The 15,634-nt window shown below is 70.9% G+C and carries 13 protein-coding genes; 8 read left to right on the top strand and 5 right to left on the bottom strand.

The window, feature by feature from the left end; translation table 11 throughout:
- Positions 1–54 precede the first annotated feature (54 nt).
- On the top strand, positions 55–264 hold the full coding sequence (locus ACFYYH_RS26680; RefSeq protein ID WP_388555878.1) for a hypothetical protein: 210 nt from the start codon (positions 55–57) through the stop codon (positions 262–264).
- A 103-nt stretch (positions 265–367) separates the two neighbouring features.
- On the opposite strand, the gene ACFYYH_RS26675 is transcribed toward ACFYYH_RS26680, so the two are convergent.
- The 4 genes from ACFYYH_RS26675 to ACFYYH_RS26660 form a co-directional block, all read right to left on the bottom strand.
- Entirely contained in the window at positions 368–1,510 is a 1,143-nt protein-coding gene (locus tag ACFYYH_RS26675) for a S1C family serine protease (protein ID WP_388555876.1), read from the bottom strand.
- 127 nt (positions 1,511–1,637) lie between these two features.
- Positions 1,638–3,446 (bottom strand): ABC transporter ATP-binding protein, encoded by a 1,809-nt coding sequence (locus ACFYYH_RS26670; protein ID WP_388556154.1) that lies wholly within the window; start codon positions 3,444–3,446, stop codon positions 1,638–1,640.
- A 156-nt stretch (positions 3,447–3,602) separates the two neighbouring features.
- Positions 3,603–4,346: a class I SAM-dependent methyltransferase gene (locus ACFYYH_RS26665; RefSeq protein WP_388556151.1), complete on the bottom strand. Its 744-nt coding sequence runs from the start codon at positions 4,344–4,346 to the stop codon at positions 3,603–3,605.
- Positions 4,347–4,396: 50 nt separating this feature from the next.
- Positions 4,397–4,993, bottom strand: coding sequence for a DUF3043 domain-containing protein (locus ACFYYH_RS26660; protein ID WP_388555874.1), 597 nt, complete (start codon positions 4,991–4,993; stop codon positions 4,397–4,399).
- Positions 4,994–5,288: 295 nt separating this feature from the next.
- On the opposite strand from ACFYYH_RS26660, the gene ACFYYH_RS26655 reads away from it, so the two are divergent.
- The 6 genes from ACFYYH_RS26655 (at position 5,289) to ACFYYH_RS26630 (ending at position 13,555) form a co-directional block, all read left to right on the top strand.
- Positions 5,289–6,071: a PspA/IM30 family protein gene (locus ACFYYH_RS26655; protein WP_388555873.1), complete on the top strand. Its 783-nt coding sequence runs from the start codon at positions 5,289–5,291 to the stop codon at positions 6,069–6,071.
- Positions 6,072–6,173: 102 nt separating this feature from the next.
- Positions 6,174–6,461 carry a hypothetical protein gene (locus ACFYYH_RS26650; protein ID WP_388555871.1) on the top strand — a complete coding sequence of 96 codons (288 nt, stop codon included), beginning with the start codon at positions 6,174–6,176 and terminating at the stop codon, positions 6,459–6,461.
- A gap of 320 nt (positions 6,462–6,781) precedes the next feature.
- Positions 6,782–8,032, top strand: coding sequence for a sensor histidine kinase (locus tag ACFYYH_RS26645; RefSeq protein ID WP_388555869.1), 1,251 nt, complete (start codon positions 6,782–6,784; stop codon positions 8,030–8,032).
- On the top strand, positions 8,029–8,715 hold the full coding sequence (locus ACFYYH_RS26640) for a response regulator (protein WP_388555866.1): 687 nt from the start codon (positions 8,029–8,031) through the stop codon (positions 8,713–8,715). The genes ACFYYH_RS26645 and ACFYYH_RS26640 overlap by 4 nt, the downstream gene beginning before the upstream one ends.
- 244 nt (positions 8,716–8,959) lie before the next feature.
- Positions 8,960–12,109: an efflux RND transporter permease subunit gene (locus ACFYYH_RS26635; RefSeq protein WP_388555864.1), complete on the top strand. Its 3,150-nt coding sequence runs from the start codon at positions 8,960–8,962 to the stop codon at positions 12,107–12,109.
- 369 nt (positions 12,110–12,478) lie between these two features.
- Positions 12,479–13,555: a glycerophosphodiester phosphodiesterase family protein gene (locus ACFYYH_RS26630; protein ID WP_388555862.1), complete on the top strand. Its 1,077-nt coding sequence runs from the start codon at positions 12,479–12,481 to the stop codon at positions 13,553–13,555.
- 180 nt (positions 13,556–13,735) lie between these two features.
- Here ACFYYH_RS26630 and nadA read toward each other — a convergent pair whose 3' ends face one another.
- Positions 13,736–14,932 (bottom strand): quinolinate synthase NadA, encoded by a 1,197-nt coding sequence (gene nadA, locus ACFYYH_RS26625; RefSeq protein ID WP_388555858.1) that lies wholly within the window; start codon positions 14,930–14,932, stop codon positions 13,736–13,738.
- A gap of 256 nt (positions 14,933–15,188) precedes the next feature.
- On the opposite strand from nadA, the gene ACFYYH_RS26620 reads away from it, so the two are divergent.
- Positions 15,189–15,545 carry an iron-sulfur cluster assembly accessory protein gene (locus ACFYYH_RS26620; protein WP_066943649.1) on the top strand — a complete coding sequence of 119 codons (357 nt, stop codon included), beginning with the start codon at positions 15,189–15,191 and terminating at the stop codon, positions 15,543–15,545.
- Positions 15,546–15,634 lie beyond the last annotated feature (89 nt).

Genomic DNA, 15,634 nt, shown 5'->3' with positions numbered 1-15,634 from the left:
CGGCTACGCTGCGGGCAGGAAATCGATCAGTTCCGCGGGACCCGGGAGGCGCATATGGCGTGGACGTGGCGGTTCGAGAAGGCCGACGGTACGGAGGTCCCGCCTGCGGTGGAGCCGGAGGAGTTCACCACGCAGGGGGACGCCGAGTCATGGATCGGTGAGGCGTGGAAGGAGTTGCTGAGCGGGGGCGCCGAGCAGGTGTCGCTGTTCGAGGACGGCAGCAAGATCTACGGCCCGATGAGCCTGCGCGCCGACGAGGCCTGAACGAGAGCCGACCGCACACGCGAGGACGCCCGCGCTCCGGCCCGCCCGGCCGGCCGCGGGCGTCCTCAACACCGGCGGGACCCGGACGCCCCCGTACGACGGGCTACACCTTGCCGAGCGTGACCTCCGCCGTTCTCGTTCCGCCCGCCCTGACATAGGTCACCTCGGCCTTCTGCCCCGGCCTGTCCGACGCGAGCGCCTCCGAGAGCGAGGTGATGGTGGTGATCCGGGCGTCGCCGACCTTGACGATGATGTCCCCGGCCCTGATCCCCGCCTTGTCGGCCGCGCCGCCCTTCGCGGCCGAGACCACCGCGACACCGGCCGGCTGGAAGTCGGGACCCAGTACGGTCCGGCCGGTGATCCCCAGGGCCGCCCGGCCCGAGTCCGTGACCTTGCCGTTCTTGATGATCTGGTCGGCGACGGTGCGCACCATCGAGGCCGGGATGGCGAATCCGATGCCGGGCGCGGCCGAGTTGCCGAGCTGCGGATCCGTCGCGGCCAGCGTCGGGATCCCGATCACCTGGCTGTCCAGATTGACCAGCGCCCCTCCGCTGTTGCCCGGGTTGATCGCCGCCGAGGTCTGCACCATGTCGGCGATGGTCGCCCCGGTCCCGCCGCCGCCCGTGCCTTCGCTGACGGTCCGTCCGACCGCCGAGACGATGCCCTGGGTGACGCTGCCCGACAGCCCCAGCGGGGACCCCATGGCCAGCACGATCTGACCGACCGCGACCTTGGACGTGTCACCGAACGACGCGGCCTTCAGCCCGCTCGGGACCGTGTCGAGCTTCACGACGGCGAGATCCTGCTCCGGGAAGCTGGAGACCAGCTTGGCCGCCAGCAGGCGCTCGCTGTTGGCCACCGTGACCCCGAACGTCCGCTGTTTGCCGACCACATGGGCGTTGGTGACGATATGGCCCCGGTTGTCGTAGACGACTCCCGAGCCCAGGCTGTTCCCCGTGTCGATCTGGACGACCGACGGCAGCACATCCTTGATCACGGCCTCGTAGTCGCTCTGGAGGCTGTTGGGGGAGCGCGGTGCGGCGGCGGCCCGGGTCGTCGGCCCGGACGGCGTCGTGGGCCCGGACAGCGGGCCCACCGAGCCCGGCACGGCGCCCGAACAGCCGCTGACCAGGGCGGCGGTGAGGGCGGTCGCGCAGAACCGGGCGGCCGGGGCCGACCGGTACCGCGCGGCCGCCCGGACACGGCCGCGGCGGGGAGGGGCGCCGGGGCGAAGGGAGACAGTCATGCCCGGAGTATCCCTTTTGTCTGATTGTCGCGGCCTGTGATGCACCGCCGATCAGGGGGCGGGGAAGCCGGGACTCCCTGATCGGCGCACACCTCCGCGCGCGAAGACACCTCCGCGCGCGGAGCGCTCAGCGCGCCGCCGCCAGGAACTGCGTCGCCGCGAGTTCCCCGTACAGCGGATCGTTCGCCACCAGCTCGTCGTGCGTGCCCACCGCCCGCACCCGGCCCGCGTCCATCACCACGATCCGGTCCGCCAGGGTCACCGTCGACAGCCGGTGCGCCACCACCAGCACCGTCACACTGCGGGCCGCCTCCGCCACCGCGTCCCGCAGCGCCATCTCGTTGACCGCGTCGAGCTGCGAGGTCGCCTCGTCCAGGAGCAGCAGCCGCGGCTTGCGCAGCAGGGCCCGCGCGATCGCCACCCGCTGGCGCTCGCCGCCCGACAGTTTGGAGCCGCGGTGGCCGACCAGGGTCTCCAGACCGTCCGGCAGCCTCTCGACGAGCCCGTCCAGCCTGGCCCGTACGAGCACCTCCCGGATGTCCGCGTCGGAGGCGTCGGGGGCGGCGAAGACCAGATTCTCGCGGAGCGTCCCGGCCAGCACGGGCGCGTCCTGCTCGACATAGCCGATGGCGGCGCGCAGTTCGGGCAGCGGCCACTCCCGCACATCCCTGCCGTCGACCAGGACCCGGCCGCCGCTCGCCTCGTAGAACCGCTCGACCAGTCCGAAGACCGTCGTCTTCCCGGCGCCCGACGGACCGACGAAGGCCGTCATCCCGGGGCCCGGCACCTCGAAGGTGACACCGTGGTGGACATACGGCAGATCCTCCCGGTAGCGGAATCGGACGTCCTCGAAGGTCACCGTCGCGGGGCCGCGGTCCGGCCCGGCGCCCCCCGGCGTCCCGTGTCCGGGCGACGCCGCCTCCGGCGTCCCCCCTTCGCCGTACGCCCCGCCCCCGTCGTGCGTCCCGGCCGGCTCCAGCGTCTCCGTCTCCAGCCGCTCCGCCTCCTCGATCCGGGCGATGGCCGCCGACCCCACCTGGTACTGGGTGACCGCCTCCACCAGCTTCGACACCGGATCGATCAGGAAGAACAGATACAGCAGGAAGGCGACGAGCGTCGAGACGGTGATGGCCCCCGAGGCCACCCGCGCCCCGCCGATCCCCAGCACCGCCAGGAACGACACCTGGACGGCCAGCCCGACCGAGGACCCGGCGACCGACTGCCACTTGGCGGACCGTACGCCGTGCCGCCAGGCCTCCTGGGCCGCCGCCGCGACCACGGCGCTCTCCCGCTCCTCCGCGCCGGAGGCCTTGAGCGTGCGGAAGGCACCGAAGGCCCGCTCCAGCACCGTGGATATCTCGCCGACCGCCTCCTGCGAGCGCCGTGTCGCACGGGCGATCCTGGGCATCACCAGGGCGACCGCGCCGCCGATCAGCACGATCACGCCGAGCGTGACCCCGAGCAGCACCGCGTCCATCACGCCCATCAGCACGATCGTCGCCAGGAACGCGAGACCGCCGGTGGCCGCCGAGACGATCGAGCGGGTCGTCACCGCGCGCAGCAGCGTCGTGTCCGAGGTGACCCGGGACATCAGATCGCCCGGCTGGGTCCGCTCCACCTCGGACAGCCGCAACCGCAGCAGCCGTCCGATCAGCGTGCGGCGTGCGGCCAGCACGACGGACTCCGCGGTCCGTTCCAGAAGATAGGAGGCGACCGCCTCGATCGCCGTGCCCGCCACCACCAGGGCGGTGAGCATCAGCAGGATCCCGGTGATCGAGCCGTCCTCACCGAGCCGGTCCACCAGGGCCTTGGCGGCGAGCGGCTGCGCCAGCCCCGTCGCCGCCCCGATCAGCGCGAGGAACCCGCCGAGGGCGACGGTCCTGCGGTGCGGCCTGAAGTGCCGGTACAGCGCCCGCCAGGTCTCCCCGGCGGACAGCTTGGGCGGGTCCTGCCCGGATGGCTCGGATACGCGTTCCCGGGCGCTCTCGCGCGTGTCCTTCCGAGGACCGCGACCGCGCGCGTCCCCGGCTCTGCCGTCGTTCTCTCCGCTGCTCACCTTCGTGAGGACGCGGTACGGGCCCCGCCGCCTGACTCAGCCACGCACGCCGCACAGATGCAGCAGGGCGGCGACCCGGCGGTACGGTTCCGTACGGCCCGCCCGGTCCTCCGCGGCCAGCAGCCGGTCCAGTTCCTCCCCGGTCGGCGGCTCGGCGCCGTCGGCCGCGCCGTCCGTGAAGACACGAACCCCGTACCAGGCGTGCAGCGGCGCGGCGATCCCCGCCAGTGTCGCGGTCAGCCGGTCCAGCCGGTCCGCGCGCACCCGCAGCCCCAGCCGGTTGACATAGGTGTCGGTCTCGAAGCCCTCCAGCGCGCCCGTCCAGTCCCCGGCCAGGCCCGGCCGCAGGGCCAGACTGTCCCCGTTCCGTACGAGCAGGGAGAGCAGACCGCCGGGCGCCAGCATCCTGGCCAGGGCCGCGAGCATCGCGTCCGGCTCGCTGACGTACATCAGCACGCCGTGGCAGAGCACCACGTCGAAGCTGCCGGGCAGGAAGTGGACCCCGGTCTCCAGACCGTCGCCCTCGACCAGCCGGACCCGCTCCTGAATGCCCGCGGGCTCCCCGACGAGCGCCTCCCGGGCCTTGGCGAGCATCCCGGAGTCGGACTCCAGTCCGGTCACCGTGTGTCCCGCGCGCGCCAGCCGCAGGGCCTGGGTGCCCTGCCCCATCCCGACGTCCAGCACCCGCAGCCGCCGCCCCACCGGGAAGCGGCCGGCTATCTGCTCGTCGAGCTGGCGCGCGACCAGCTCCTGCCGTACGACATCACGCAGCGCCCCCAGCCCGGCGAGCCAGGCCGCCGAGCCTCCCGCGAAACCGGGGATCTCCGCGCTCAGGGCCGCTCTCCGCGCTTGACCTGCGGCTTGGGCAGCCGGAGTCGGCGCATCTGGAGCGTACGCATCAGGCCGTAGGCCACGGCACCGCGCTTGGGGGTGTCCGGGAACCGCTCGGCGAGCTGCTTGCGCAGCCGGAACCAGATACCGACCGAGTCCACCACGATCAGCACGATCACGACGAGCCACAGCAGCAGCGCGATGTTCTGGAGCTGGCCGACCCGCACCATGCTCAGGACGAGGATCAGCACGGCGAGCGGCAGGAAGAACTCCGCCATGCAGAACCGGGAGTCCACATAGTCGCGGACGAAGCGCCGCACCGGACCCTTGTCACGGGCGGGCAGGAAGCGCTCGTCACCGCTCGCCAGCGCCTCGCGCTGCCTGGCCAGGTCCACCCGGCGCGCCTCGCGCTGGCGCTTCATGGCCGTCTTGCGGTCGGTCGGCGTCGTGGAGGCGCGACGCCGCTGCGTCTGTGCCTCACTGCGCTTGGGGGTCGGGCGGCCCTTGGGGGCCTGCGGGTCGCGGGTCTGCGTGGAGGAGTCCGGCGTCACCTGGGTGGCGGGGGCCTTCTCTTCTTTGGAACGGCTACGGAACACAAAGCCCAAGGGTACGGGGTGTCGTGGTTGGACCCCACCCCCTCGGGGAACGATCCCGCAACAGCCTGCGTCCTTACCTGGGACAGTGCGACCGTACCGGGACAGAGGGGACGCCGTCCCCCCGATCTCCCTGACGGTCGTCTACTCCTTGCGCCGGAGTGCGGGCGGGGAGCAGTCGTCCTTGGGGAGGAGCGCATCCGCACTCGAACAGTGCGGTAATAGAGGCGGGGCCCGTACTGTGGGTTCTGTTGGAGTGCTGGAGCCGGAGTCCGTCAGAAGGGGGCGCGCGAAGCCCATGAGCGGTGTCATGAAACGTATGGGGATGATCTTCCGCGCGAAGGCGAACAAGGCCCTCGACCGGGCCGAGGATCCGCGCGAGACCCTTGACTACTCGTATCAGAAGCAGCTCGAACTGCTCCAGAAGGTACGCCGCGGGGTCGCCGATGTGGCGACCTCCCGCAAGCGGCTGGAACTACAGCTCAACCAGTTGCAGGGCCAGTCCACCAAGCTGGAGGACCAGGGCCGCAAGGCGCTGGCGCTCGGCCGTGAGGACCTCGCCCGTGAGGCGCTCTCCCGCCGCGCGGCGCTCCAGCAGCAGGTGACCGACCTGGAGACCCAGCACCAGACGCTCCAGGGCGAGGAGGAGAAGCTCACGCTCGCCGCGCAGCGCCTCCAGACCAAGGTCGACGCCTTCCGCACGAAGAAGGAGACCATCAAGGCCACCTACACCGCGGCGCAGGCGCAGACCCGGATCGGGGAGGCCTTCTCGGGCATCTCCGAGGAGATGGGCGACGTCGGTATGGCGATCCAGCGGGCGGAGGACAAGACCGCGCAGCTTCAGGCGAGGGCCGGCGCGCTCGACGAGCTGCTGGCCTCCGGCGCCCTGGACGACCACTCGGGGATGGCGAAGGACGACATCGCCGCCGAGCTGGACCGGATCTCCGGCGGTACGGATGTCGAGCTGGAGCTCCAGCGTATGAAGGCGGAGCTGGCGGGCGGCTCGGCGCAGAAGCAGGCGATCGAGTCCGGTTCCGAGTCCGAGGACACCCCGCCGAACCTGCGCAAGTTCGACAAGTAGCGGTCCGGCACACGGCGCCGTTTCGGCACGCGGCGGCAAAAGTACGCGCCGGCAAAAGTACGCGGCGGCAAAAGTACGCAGCTACGACAGTAGGGACTCGTCATGATCGTACGGATCATGGGGGAGGGTCAGGTGGAGCTGGCGGACAGCCACTTCGCCGAACTGAACACGCTCGACGACGAACTGCTCGCCGAGGTCAGGAGCGGCGACAGGGACGGCTTCCGCCGTACCTTCCACGCCCTCCTGGCCAGGGTGCGCGAGCTCGGCGAGCCGCTGCCGGACGACGCCCTGGCGCCGTCCGAGCTGATCCTGCCCGCCCCGGGCGCCACCCTGGAGGAGGTCCGGGAGATGCTCGACGACGAGGGCCTGATCCCCTCCCTCCAGCCCTGATCTCCTCGCTCCAGCGCTCTGGCCCCCTCGCTCCGGCCCTCATTCCCTCACTCCGGCGCCCTGGTCCCCTCCGCTGTTCTCCGTGCCTCCGCGCCCGGTCTTCCGGTCCGGCCGGGATCCCCGCCGAGGGACCGGCCGGTCCCTCGCACTCCAGCGACCCCTGTGCCCCCGCGCCGCCGACGGTGCGGGGGCACGCGCCGTCCCGGGCGCCCCGCCGTGCGGCCATGCGCCCCCGCGCCCACCCCCGCGCCGGGACCGCGCCGGGACCGAGGCACGGTCTCCGGCAACGCCGCCCGCCGCACGCCGTACCGTTGCTTGACGTGACATCCCTCGGAACCGCGGTCGCGCGGACGCAGTGCTGGGTGCGCGCGCACGCGCTCGCCTCCGACGGGGCCCTCGCCGCCGCCGTGCTCGTCTGCATGCTCGTCGGATCCTTCGCGGACCCGCCCGACGGCCATGGCGCGGGACCGAGCTTCGGCAACCGGACCCCCGGCGCCCTCAGCGTCGTCCTGATGGTGCTGACCGCGGGCGCGCTCGTCTTCCGCCGCCGCGCGCCCATGCCCGTACTGCTGTGCGTCGGCGGTATGACCGTCGTCGAGCTGATCGCGGTCCAGCCGCCCGCCCCCGTGGTGCTGAGCACCGTCATCGCGCTCTACACCGTCGCCGCGCACACCGACCGGCCCACGACCTGGCGGGTCGGGCTCGCCACCATGACCGTGCTGACCGCCGTCGCCATGGTCTTCAGCTCCGGAGTCTGGTACGCCCAGGAGAATCTGGTGATCTTCGCCTGGACCGGGATGGCGAGCGCCGCGGGCGACGCCGTACGCAGCCGCCGTGACTTCATCCAGGCCATACGCGACCGGGCCGAGCGCGCCGAGCGCACCCGTGAGGAGGAGGCGCGCCGCCGGGTCGCCGAGGAGCGGCTGCGGATCGCCCGCGATCTGCACGATGTCGTCGCCCACCACATCGCCCTGGTCAATGTGCAGGCCGGTGTGGCCTCCCATGTCATGGACAGACGTCCCGACCAGGCCAAGGAAGCCCTCGCGCATGTACGGGAGGCCAGCCGCTCCGCGCTCGACGAGCTGCGGGCCACCGTCGGTCTGCTCCGGCAGTCCGGCGATCCGGCGGCCCCCACGGAACCGGCCCCCGGCCTCCAGCATCTCGACGGCCTTCTCGACACCTTCCGCAACGCGGGACTGCCCGTGGTGTTCGCCGCGAACGGGGCGGAGCACCCCACCCGGCTCCCCGCCGCCGTCGATCTCGTCGCGTACCGGATCATCCAGGAGGCCCTGACCAATGTGCGCAAGCACGCGGGCCCCGCGGCCAAGGCCGAGGTCAGTGTCGTACGGGTGGGCGCCACCGTGGAGATAACCGTGCTGGACGACGGGGAGGGCACTGGTGAACCCGCCGACGGCGGAGGCCACGGTCTGCTCGGTATGCGCGAGCGGGTCACGGCCCTCGGCGGCACCCTCACCGCGGGACCCCGCTACGGGGGAGGCTTCCGCATCCAGGCGATACTGCCCCTGGAGACCCCGGTGGGGGACATGGCGGCGACCGGGGAAGACAGATGACGATCAGGGTGCTGCTCGCGGACGACCAGACACTGCTGCGCAGCGCCTTCCGGGTGCTGGTGGACTCGGAGCCCGACATGGAGGTCGTCGGGGAGGCCGCCGACGGCGCGCAGGCCGTCGCCCTCGCCCACTCCGCCCGGCCCGATGTCGTCCTGATGGACATCCGGATGCCCGGTACGGACGGACTCGCCGCCACCCGCGCGATCAGCGCCGATCCGGAGCTGGCCGGGGTACGGATCGTCATGCTGACCACCTTCGAGGTCGACGAGTACGTCGTGCAGTCGCTGCGCGCCGGGGCCTCCGGCTTTCTCGGCAAGGGCGCGGAGCCGGAAGAGCTGCTCAACGCCATCCGGGTGGCCGCGGCCGGCGAGGCCCTGCTGTCGCCCGTCGCGACCAAGGGCCTGATCGCCACGTTCCTCGCGCAGAGCGGCACGGCGGCCGAGGGCAGCGACCCCGCCGTGCGCTCCGAGCGGCTGACGGCCCTCACCGGACGGGAGCGCGAGGTGCTCGTCCTGGTCGCCGGAGGCCACTCCAACGACGAGATCGCGGAGCGGCTGGCGGTCAGCCCGCTGACCGTCAAGACCCATGTGAACCGCGCGATGGCCAAACTCGGTGCCCGCGACCGTGCCCAATTGGTGGTTATCGCGTACGAATCGGGCCTGGTACGTCCAAGGGTGGAGTGAACCCCCACCCTCGCGTACTCCAGGCGCGGTATGCGGCGGATAAGGAAATGGACCTGGGGCCTACGCATCCACCCCCGGGGATGGCAGATCGTATAGAGGGGCCGTTCATCCCATCCGTCCCCCTTCCGTCGACGGGCGAGCCGTAGCCGGACAGCCCGGGGACGGGCCACCCGGAGACGGGTCGCCGCGCCAACCTGCCGCGTACACCACAGACTGCCGCGTACACCACAGAAGAGAGACCCCAATGTCCTGGCTGTCCAGATTCAGCCTCGCGCAACGGGCCCTGATAGGGCTGATGTCGATCATCGCGATCGTTTTCGGAGCGATCGCGATACCGCAGCTCAAGCAGCAGCTCCTGCCCTCCATCGAACTCCCGATGGTGTCGGTGCTCGCCCCCTACCAGGGCGCCTCGCCCGATGTGGTCGAGAAGCAGGTCGTCGAGCCCCTGGAGAACTCGCTCAAGGCCGTCGACGGCATCAGCGGGATGACCTCCACGGCGAGCGAGGGCAATGCCCTGATCATGGCCAGCTTCGACTTCGGGAGCGAGGGCACCAAGCAGCTCGTCGCCGATGTCCAGCAGGCCGTGAACCGGGCCCGCGCCCAGTTGCCGAGCGAGGTCGACCCGCAGGTCGTGGCCGGTTCGACCGACGACATCCCGACCGTCGTCCTCGCCGTCACCTCCGACAAGGACCAGCAGGCCCTCGCGGACCAGCTCGACCGCACGGTCGTACCGGCGCTGGAAGGCATCGACGGGGTCGGACAGGTCAGCGTCGACGGCGTCCGCGACCTCCAGGTCTCCGTCACGCCCGACGACAAGAAGCTCGCCGCGGCCGGACTGAACACCATGTCCCTCTCCGAGGCGCTCCGGACGAACGGCGCCGCGATCCCCGCGGGTTCGTTCTCCGAGGACGGCAAGAGCCGTACGGTGCAGGTCGGCGGCGGATTCACCTCGCTGAAGCAGATCCAGGACCTGCGGATCATCCCGCCGGCCGGCCAGGGCTCCGCCGGACCCGCGACCCCCGTACGCCTCGGGGACATCGCCACCGTCAAGCAGACGCCGTCCGCCGCGACCGCCCTGACCCGCACCAACGGCAAGCCCAGCCTCGCGGTCATGGCCACCATGGACAACGACGGCAGCGCCGTCGCCATCTCCGACGCGGTCCAGGACAAGCTGCCCGACCTGCGTAAGGACCTCGGCTCCGGCGCCACCCTCACGGTCGTCAGCGACCAGGGCCCGGCCGTCTCCAAGTCGATCTCCGGTCTGACCACCGAGGGCGCGCTCGGGCTGGTCTTCGCCGTGATCGTGATCCTGGTCTTCCTGGCCTCGATCCGCTCCACGCTGGTCACCGCGGTCTCCATCCCGCTCTCCGTCGTGCTGGCGCTGATCGTGCTGTGGACGCGTGACCTCTCGCTCAACATGCTCACCCTCGGCGCGCTGACCATCGCGATCGGCCGGGTCGTCGACGACTCGATCGTCGTCCTGGAGAACATCAAGCGGCACCTCGGCTACGGCGAGGAGCGCGAGAGCGCCATCCTCACCGCCGTCAAGGAGGTCGCGGGCGCGGTCACCTCGTCCACCCTCACCACCGTCGCGGTGTTCCTGCCCATCGGTCTGGTGGGCGGCATGGTCGGTGAGCTGTTCGGCTCGTTCTCGCTGACGGTGACCGCGGCGCTGCTCGCCTCGCTGCTGGTCTCGCTGACCGTGGTGCCGGTGCTCTCGTACTGGTTCCTGCGCGCGCCCAAGGAGGCCCAGGGCGTCGGCGCGGAGGAAGCGCGCCGACAGGCGGAGGAGAAGGAGGCCCGCAGCCGGCTCCAGCGGCTCTATGTGCCGGTGCTGCGCTTCGCGACCCGCCGCCGGCTCACCAGTGTGGCCATCGCGATCGTGGTCCTGCTCGGGACCTTCGGCATGGCGCCGCTGCTCAAGACCAACTTCTTCGACCAGGGCGAGCAGGAGGTCCTCTCCATCAAGCAGGAGCTGGCCCCCGGCACCAGCCTGACGGCGGCCGACGCCTCCGCGAAGAAGATCGAGGCGGTCCTCGCCGGAATCGACGAGATCAAGGACTACCAGGTCACCGTCGGCTCCTCCGGCTTCATGGCGGCCTTCGGCGGCGGTACGGGCGCCAACCAGGCGTCCTACCAGATCACGCTGGACGACACGGCGTCGTTCGAGAAGACGCAGGACCGTATCGAGAAGGAACTGGCGGGGCTCGACGGCATCGGCGAGACCACCCTCTCGGCGGGCGACGGCTTCGGCAGCCAGGACCTGAGCGTCGTGGTCAAGGCCGCCGACGCGAAGACGCTGCGCACGGCGGCGGACCAGGTGCGGGACACCGTGGCGGATCTCGACGACGTCACGGATGTGCAGAGCGACCTGTCGCAGAGCGTCCCGCGCATCTCGGTCAAGGCCAACGCCAAGGCCGCGAACGCCGGGTTCACCGATGCCACGCTGGGTCTCGCCGTCGGCCAGGCGGTACGCGGTACGACCTCCGGCAAGGCGATCCTCGACGACACCGAGCGCGACATCGTCATCACCTCCGCCAAGCCGGCCACGACCGTGGCCGAGCTGAGGAACCTGTCGCTCGGACCGGTCAAGCTCGGCCAGATCGCCGAGGTGAAGCTGGTCCCCGGACCGGTCTCGATGACGCGGATCGACGGCTCGCGGGCCGCGACGGTCACGGCCAGGCCGACCGGTGACAACACCGGCGCGGTCAGCACCTCGCTCCAGTCGAAGATCGACGCGCTGGATCTGCCGGAGGGCGCGACCGCGTCCATCGGCGGGGTCTCGCAGGACCAGGACGAGGCGTTCGTCCAGCTCGGTCTGGCCATGCTGGCGGCCATCGCGATCGTCTTCATGCTGCTGGTCGCGACCTTCCGGTCGCTGGTGCAGCCGCTGATCCTGCTGGTCTCGATCCCGTTCGCGGCCACCGGCGCGCTCGGGCTGCTGATCCTGACCGGTACGCCCATGGGGGTCCCGGCGATGATCGGCATGCTGATGCTGATCGGCATCGTGGTCACCAACGCGATCGTGCTGATCGACCTGATCAACCAGTACCGCAGACAGGGACTCGGCGTGGTCGAGGCGGTCGTCGAGGGCGGCAGGCACCGGCTCCGCCCGATCCTGATGACGGCCCTGGCGACCATCTTCGCGCTGCTGCCGATGGCCCTGGGCATCACCGGCGAGGGCGGCTTCATCGCCCAGCCGCTCGCGGTCGTGGTGATCGGCGGTCTGGTGACCTCGACGCTGCTGACCCTGCTGCTCGTGCCGACGCTCTACGCGATGGTGGAGCTGCGCAAGGAGCGCCGCGCGAAGAAGAAGGCGGCCAAGCGGGACAAGGGCCAGGGGGGCACCCCGGCCACCGAGCCCGCCCCGGACCCGGAGCCGGCCGGCGTCTGACGCCTCCGGTCCGGCGTCCGACGGACGCCAACGCGCCCCGGAGCGCCCGCGACACGCGGGCCGCTCCGGGGCGTTCGTGCGATCGGGCGGCGGTCGCGGGCGCGTCCGCTCGCGTCGGCCCGTCCACAGGCGGTCGCCGGACGCGCGCGGGATGTGCTGTGCGGAGGCCTTCCTCCGGACGACCGGAGAGTCTGTACTCAGGGGAAGGACCGTTCCGCCGGCGTTCACGAGCCCCTCATATCCGGGCTTCGTAGGCGCTGGACCCGCGACCTAGGGTCTGTCGTCCGGATCTGGCGCGAGCGCAGCGAGATCCGGACGAGAGGCCCTGGCGTCGCGAAGTCCCATTCGCCCGAAGCAGACGAGGTTCGCATGTCCCTCCGGTACGCACTCGCCGCCACCGCACTGGCCGTCGCGCCCGCGCTCGCCCTCCCGGCGACCGTGCAGGCGACCACGGCCCGCCCCGGCGTTCCGCCCCAGAAGACCCACTTCGACCTCCAGGCCCACCGCGGCGGCCTGGGTCTGACGACCGAGGAGTCCCTGGAAGGCTTCGGCAAGGCGCTGCGGCTCGGGGTGAGCACCCTGGAACTGGACACCCACGTCACCAAGGACCGGAAGGTCGTCGTCAACCACGACCGGCAGATCAGCGCCCAGAAGTGCGCGGACACCGGGCCGCTCAGGCCGGGGGACCCGATGTACCCGTACGTCGGGAAGTACATCAAGGACCTGACCCTGGCCCAGATCAGGACCATGGACTGCGGTTACCGGCAGTTGCCCGGCTTCCCCCAGCAGGAGCAGATCAAGGGCTTCCGGATGGTGGAGCTGAAGGACGTCCTCAACCTGGTCAAGAGCTACCGGGCCAAGCAGGTCAGGCTGAACATCGAGACGAAGGTGGAGGCCGGCGCGCCCGAGCAGACCGCCCCGCGCGAGCTGTTCGTCCGCCGTGTCTACGAGGAGATCCACCGCTCGGGCATCGAGCGGCAGGTCACCATCCAGTCGTTCGACTGGGGCGCGCTGAAGGCGATGCACAAACTGGCGCCGAGGTACCCGCTGGTGGCGCTGACGAACTACGACTTCCTCCAGGTCGGCCAGGACGGCGCCTCCCCGTGGCTCGGCGGTATCGACGCCGACGACCACGACGGCGACTTCGTCAGGGCCGCCTCCGCCGTCCCCGGGGTCACCGCGCTCTCCCCGAACTACGGCTTCCCGCAGAACGGCACGGTCGCGGACCCGGACTTCCGCTTCTACCCCGACAGGAAAATGATCTCCGAGGCCCATCGGCGCGGTCTGAAGGTCATCCCGTGGACATGTGACGACCCCGCCACGATCGAGGCGCTCATGGACCTGGGGGTCGACGGCATCATCACCGACTATCCCGACCGCGTGCGCGCCCTCATGGCCGAGCGCGGTATGCGCCTGCCCAGGGCGTACCCCGCGCCGCGTCATTGATGGCGGACGTGCCCTCGGTCTCGGGCCGGGGCCCGCGTGGGGGCCGCTTCCCGCGGAGACGGGCTGCCGCTCCTTGCGGAGACCGGCCGCCGGCCCTCGTGGAGACGGGCGGCGGCGGGGGCGTTCCCGCCGGGTGCGGGCCGCCCCCGCCGCCGTAGGGCCGGGGTGTCACGGCGGCTGCTACGGCAGGGCCAGCATCCGCTCCAGCGCCAGTTGGGCGAAGTCCGCCGTCTCCTTGTCGACCTGGATGCGGTTGACCTCGTTGCCCTCGGCCAGCGACTCCAGCGTCCAGACGAGATGCGGCAGATCGATACGGTTCATGGTCGAGCAGAAGCACACGGTCCGGTCGAGGAAGACGATCTCCTTGTCCTCCGCGGCGAAACGGTTCGCCAGCCGCTGGACCAGGTTCAGTTCGGTGCCGACCGCCCACTTCGAGCCGGCGGGCGCCGCCTCCAGGGTCTTGATGATGTACTCCGTCGAGCCCACGTGGTCCGCCGCCGCCACGACCTCGTGCTTGCACTCGGGGTGCACCAGTACGTTCACCCCGGGGATGCGCTCCCGTACCTCCTGGACGGAGTCCAGCGAGAAGCGGCCGTGCACCGAGCAGTGCCCGCGCCACAGGATCATCTTCGCGTCGCGCAGTTCCTCGGTGGTGAGCCCGCCGTTCGGCTTGTGCGGGTTGTAGAGGACACAGTCCTCCAGGGACAGCCCCAGCTCCCGTACGGCGGTGTTGCGCCCGAGGTGCTGGTCGGGCAGGAAGAGCACCTTCTCGCCCTGCTCGAAGGCCCAGTTCAGCGCGCGCTCGGCGTTCGAGGACGTGCAGATCGTGCCGCCGTGCTTGCCGGTGAACGCCTTGATGTCGGCCGAGGAGTTCATGTACGAGACGGGCACGACCTGCCCGGCTATGCCGGCCTCGGTCAGCACGTCCCAGCACTCCGCCACCTGCTCGGCCGTGGCCATGTCGGCCATGGAGCAGCCGGCCGCCAGGTCGGGCAGGACGACCTTCTGGTCCTCGGAGGTGAGGATGTCCGCCGACTCGGCCATGAAGTGCACACCGCAGAAGACGATGTACTCGGCGGCGGGCCGGGCCGCCGCGTCCCTGGCGAGCTTGAAGGAGTCGCCGGTGACATCCGCGAACTGGATGACCTCGTCGCGCTGGTAGTGGTGGCCGAGGACGAACACCTTGTCCCCGAGCTTCTCCTTGGCCACGCGGGCACGCTCCACCAGGTCCGGGTCGGACGGGGAGGGCAGATCGCCGGGACACTCCACGCCCCGTTCGCTGCGGGGGTCGGCCTCGCGGCCGAGCAGCAGCAGGGCGAGGGGTGTCGGCTGGACACCGAGATCCTGTCGGGGCTGGGCGGTGGTCACGTCACGCACCCTTTCTTCTCTGCGAACGAGTCTGCGAAGCCTTTTCGTCTATTTGACGTTATCTATCATAACCCCTTCACGTCACTTTGACGATGGCGATAGCGTCGATGTGACGCATTCCAGGCACACTCGCCCCACTGACGATTCACGAGCCGGTGTGCGAGCATGAAGAAGGCGCGAGACGCGCGCCAGCGCCCGGAATGAATCCGCGGCGGAGCCGGTTGCACTGTCGGCAAGCAGTCCGTACAACCCGGGAGAGAAGCAGATGTCCGTATCGGACGACACCACCACCGTGAGCGACGGCATCCTCCTGTCCGACGCCGCCGCGGGCAAGGTCAAGGCGCTGCTGGACCAGGAAGGCCGGGACGACCTCGCACTGCGCGTCGCTGTTCAGCCCGGCGGCTGCTCCGGCCTGCGCTACCAGCTCTTCTTCGACGAGCGCTCGCTCGACGGGGACGTCGTCAAGGAGTTCGGCGGCGTCAAGGTCGTCACCGACCGGATGAGCGCTCCGTACCTCGGCGGTGCGTCCATCGACTTCGTCGACACCATCGAGAAGCAGGGCTTCACGATCGACAACCCGAACGCGACGGGCTCCTGCGCCTGCGGTGACTCCTTCAGCTAGGACTTGTCCGGTCGATCATGTGACTGCTTCGTGTGCGGGTCGTTGGTGTGGGCATGGGGCGGGGTGATCTGAGCGATGCTGAGTGGGAG

This window comes from Streptomyces sp. NPDC002018 (assembly GCF_042890865.1).
Taxonomy (GTDB): Bacteria; Actinomycetota; Actinomycetes; order Streptomycetales; family Streptomycetaceae; genus Streptomyces.
Note: the sequence above shows the minus strand (reverse complement) of the source record. Positions and strands in the feature narration are given on the sequence as shown.

Excerpts from the sequence above, each read along its gene's own strand:
- ACFYYH_RS26630 (WP_388555862.1), top strand. The coding sequence starts at position 12,479 with ATGTCCCTCCGGTACGCACTCGCCGCCACCGCACTGGCCGTCGCGCCC.
- ACFYYH_RS26640 (WP_388555866.1), top strand. The coding sequence starts at position 8,029 with ATGACGATCAGGGTGCTGCTCGCGGACGACCAGACACTGCTGCGCAGC.
- ACFYYH_RS26650 (WP_388555871.1), top strand. The coding sequence starts at position 6,174 with ATGATCGTACGGATCATGGGGGAGGGTCAGGTGGAGCTGGCGGACAGC.
- ACFYYH_RS26680 (WP_388555878.1), top strand. The coding sequence starts at position 55 with ATGGCGTGGACGTGGCGGTTCGAGAAGGCCGACGGTACGGAGGTCCCG.
- ACFYYH_RS26655 (WP_388555873.1), top strand. The coding sequence starts at position 5,289 with ATGAGCGGTGTCATGAAACGTATGGGGATGATCTTCCGCGCGAAGGCG.
- ACFYYH_RS26635 (WP_388555864.1), top strand. The coding sequence starts at position 8,960 with ATGTCCTGGCTGTCCAGATTCAGCCTCGCGCAACGGGCCCTGATAGGG.
- ACFYYH_RS26620 (WP_066943649.1), top strand. The coding sequence starts at position 15,189 with ATGTCCGTATCGGACGACACCACCACCGTGAGCGACGGCATCCTCCTG.
- ACFYYH_RS26675 (WP_388555876.1), bottom strand. The coding sequence starts at position 1,510 with ATGACTGTCTCCCTTCGCCCCGGCGCCCCTCCCCGCCGCGGCCGTGTC.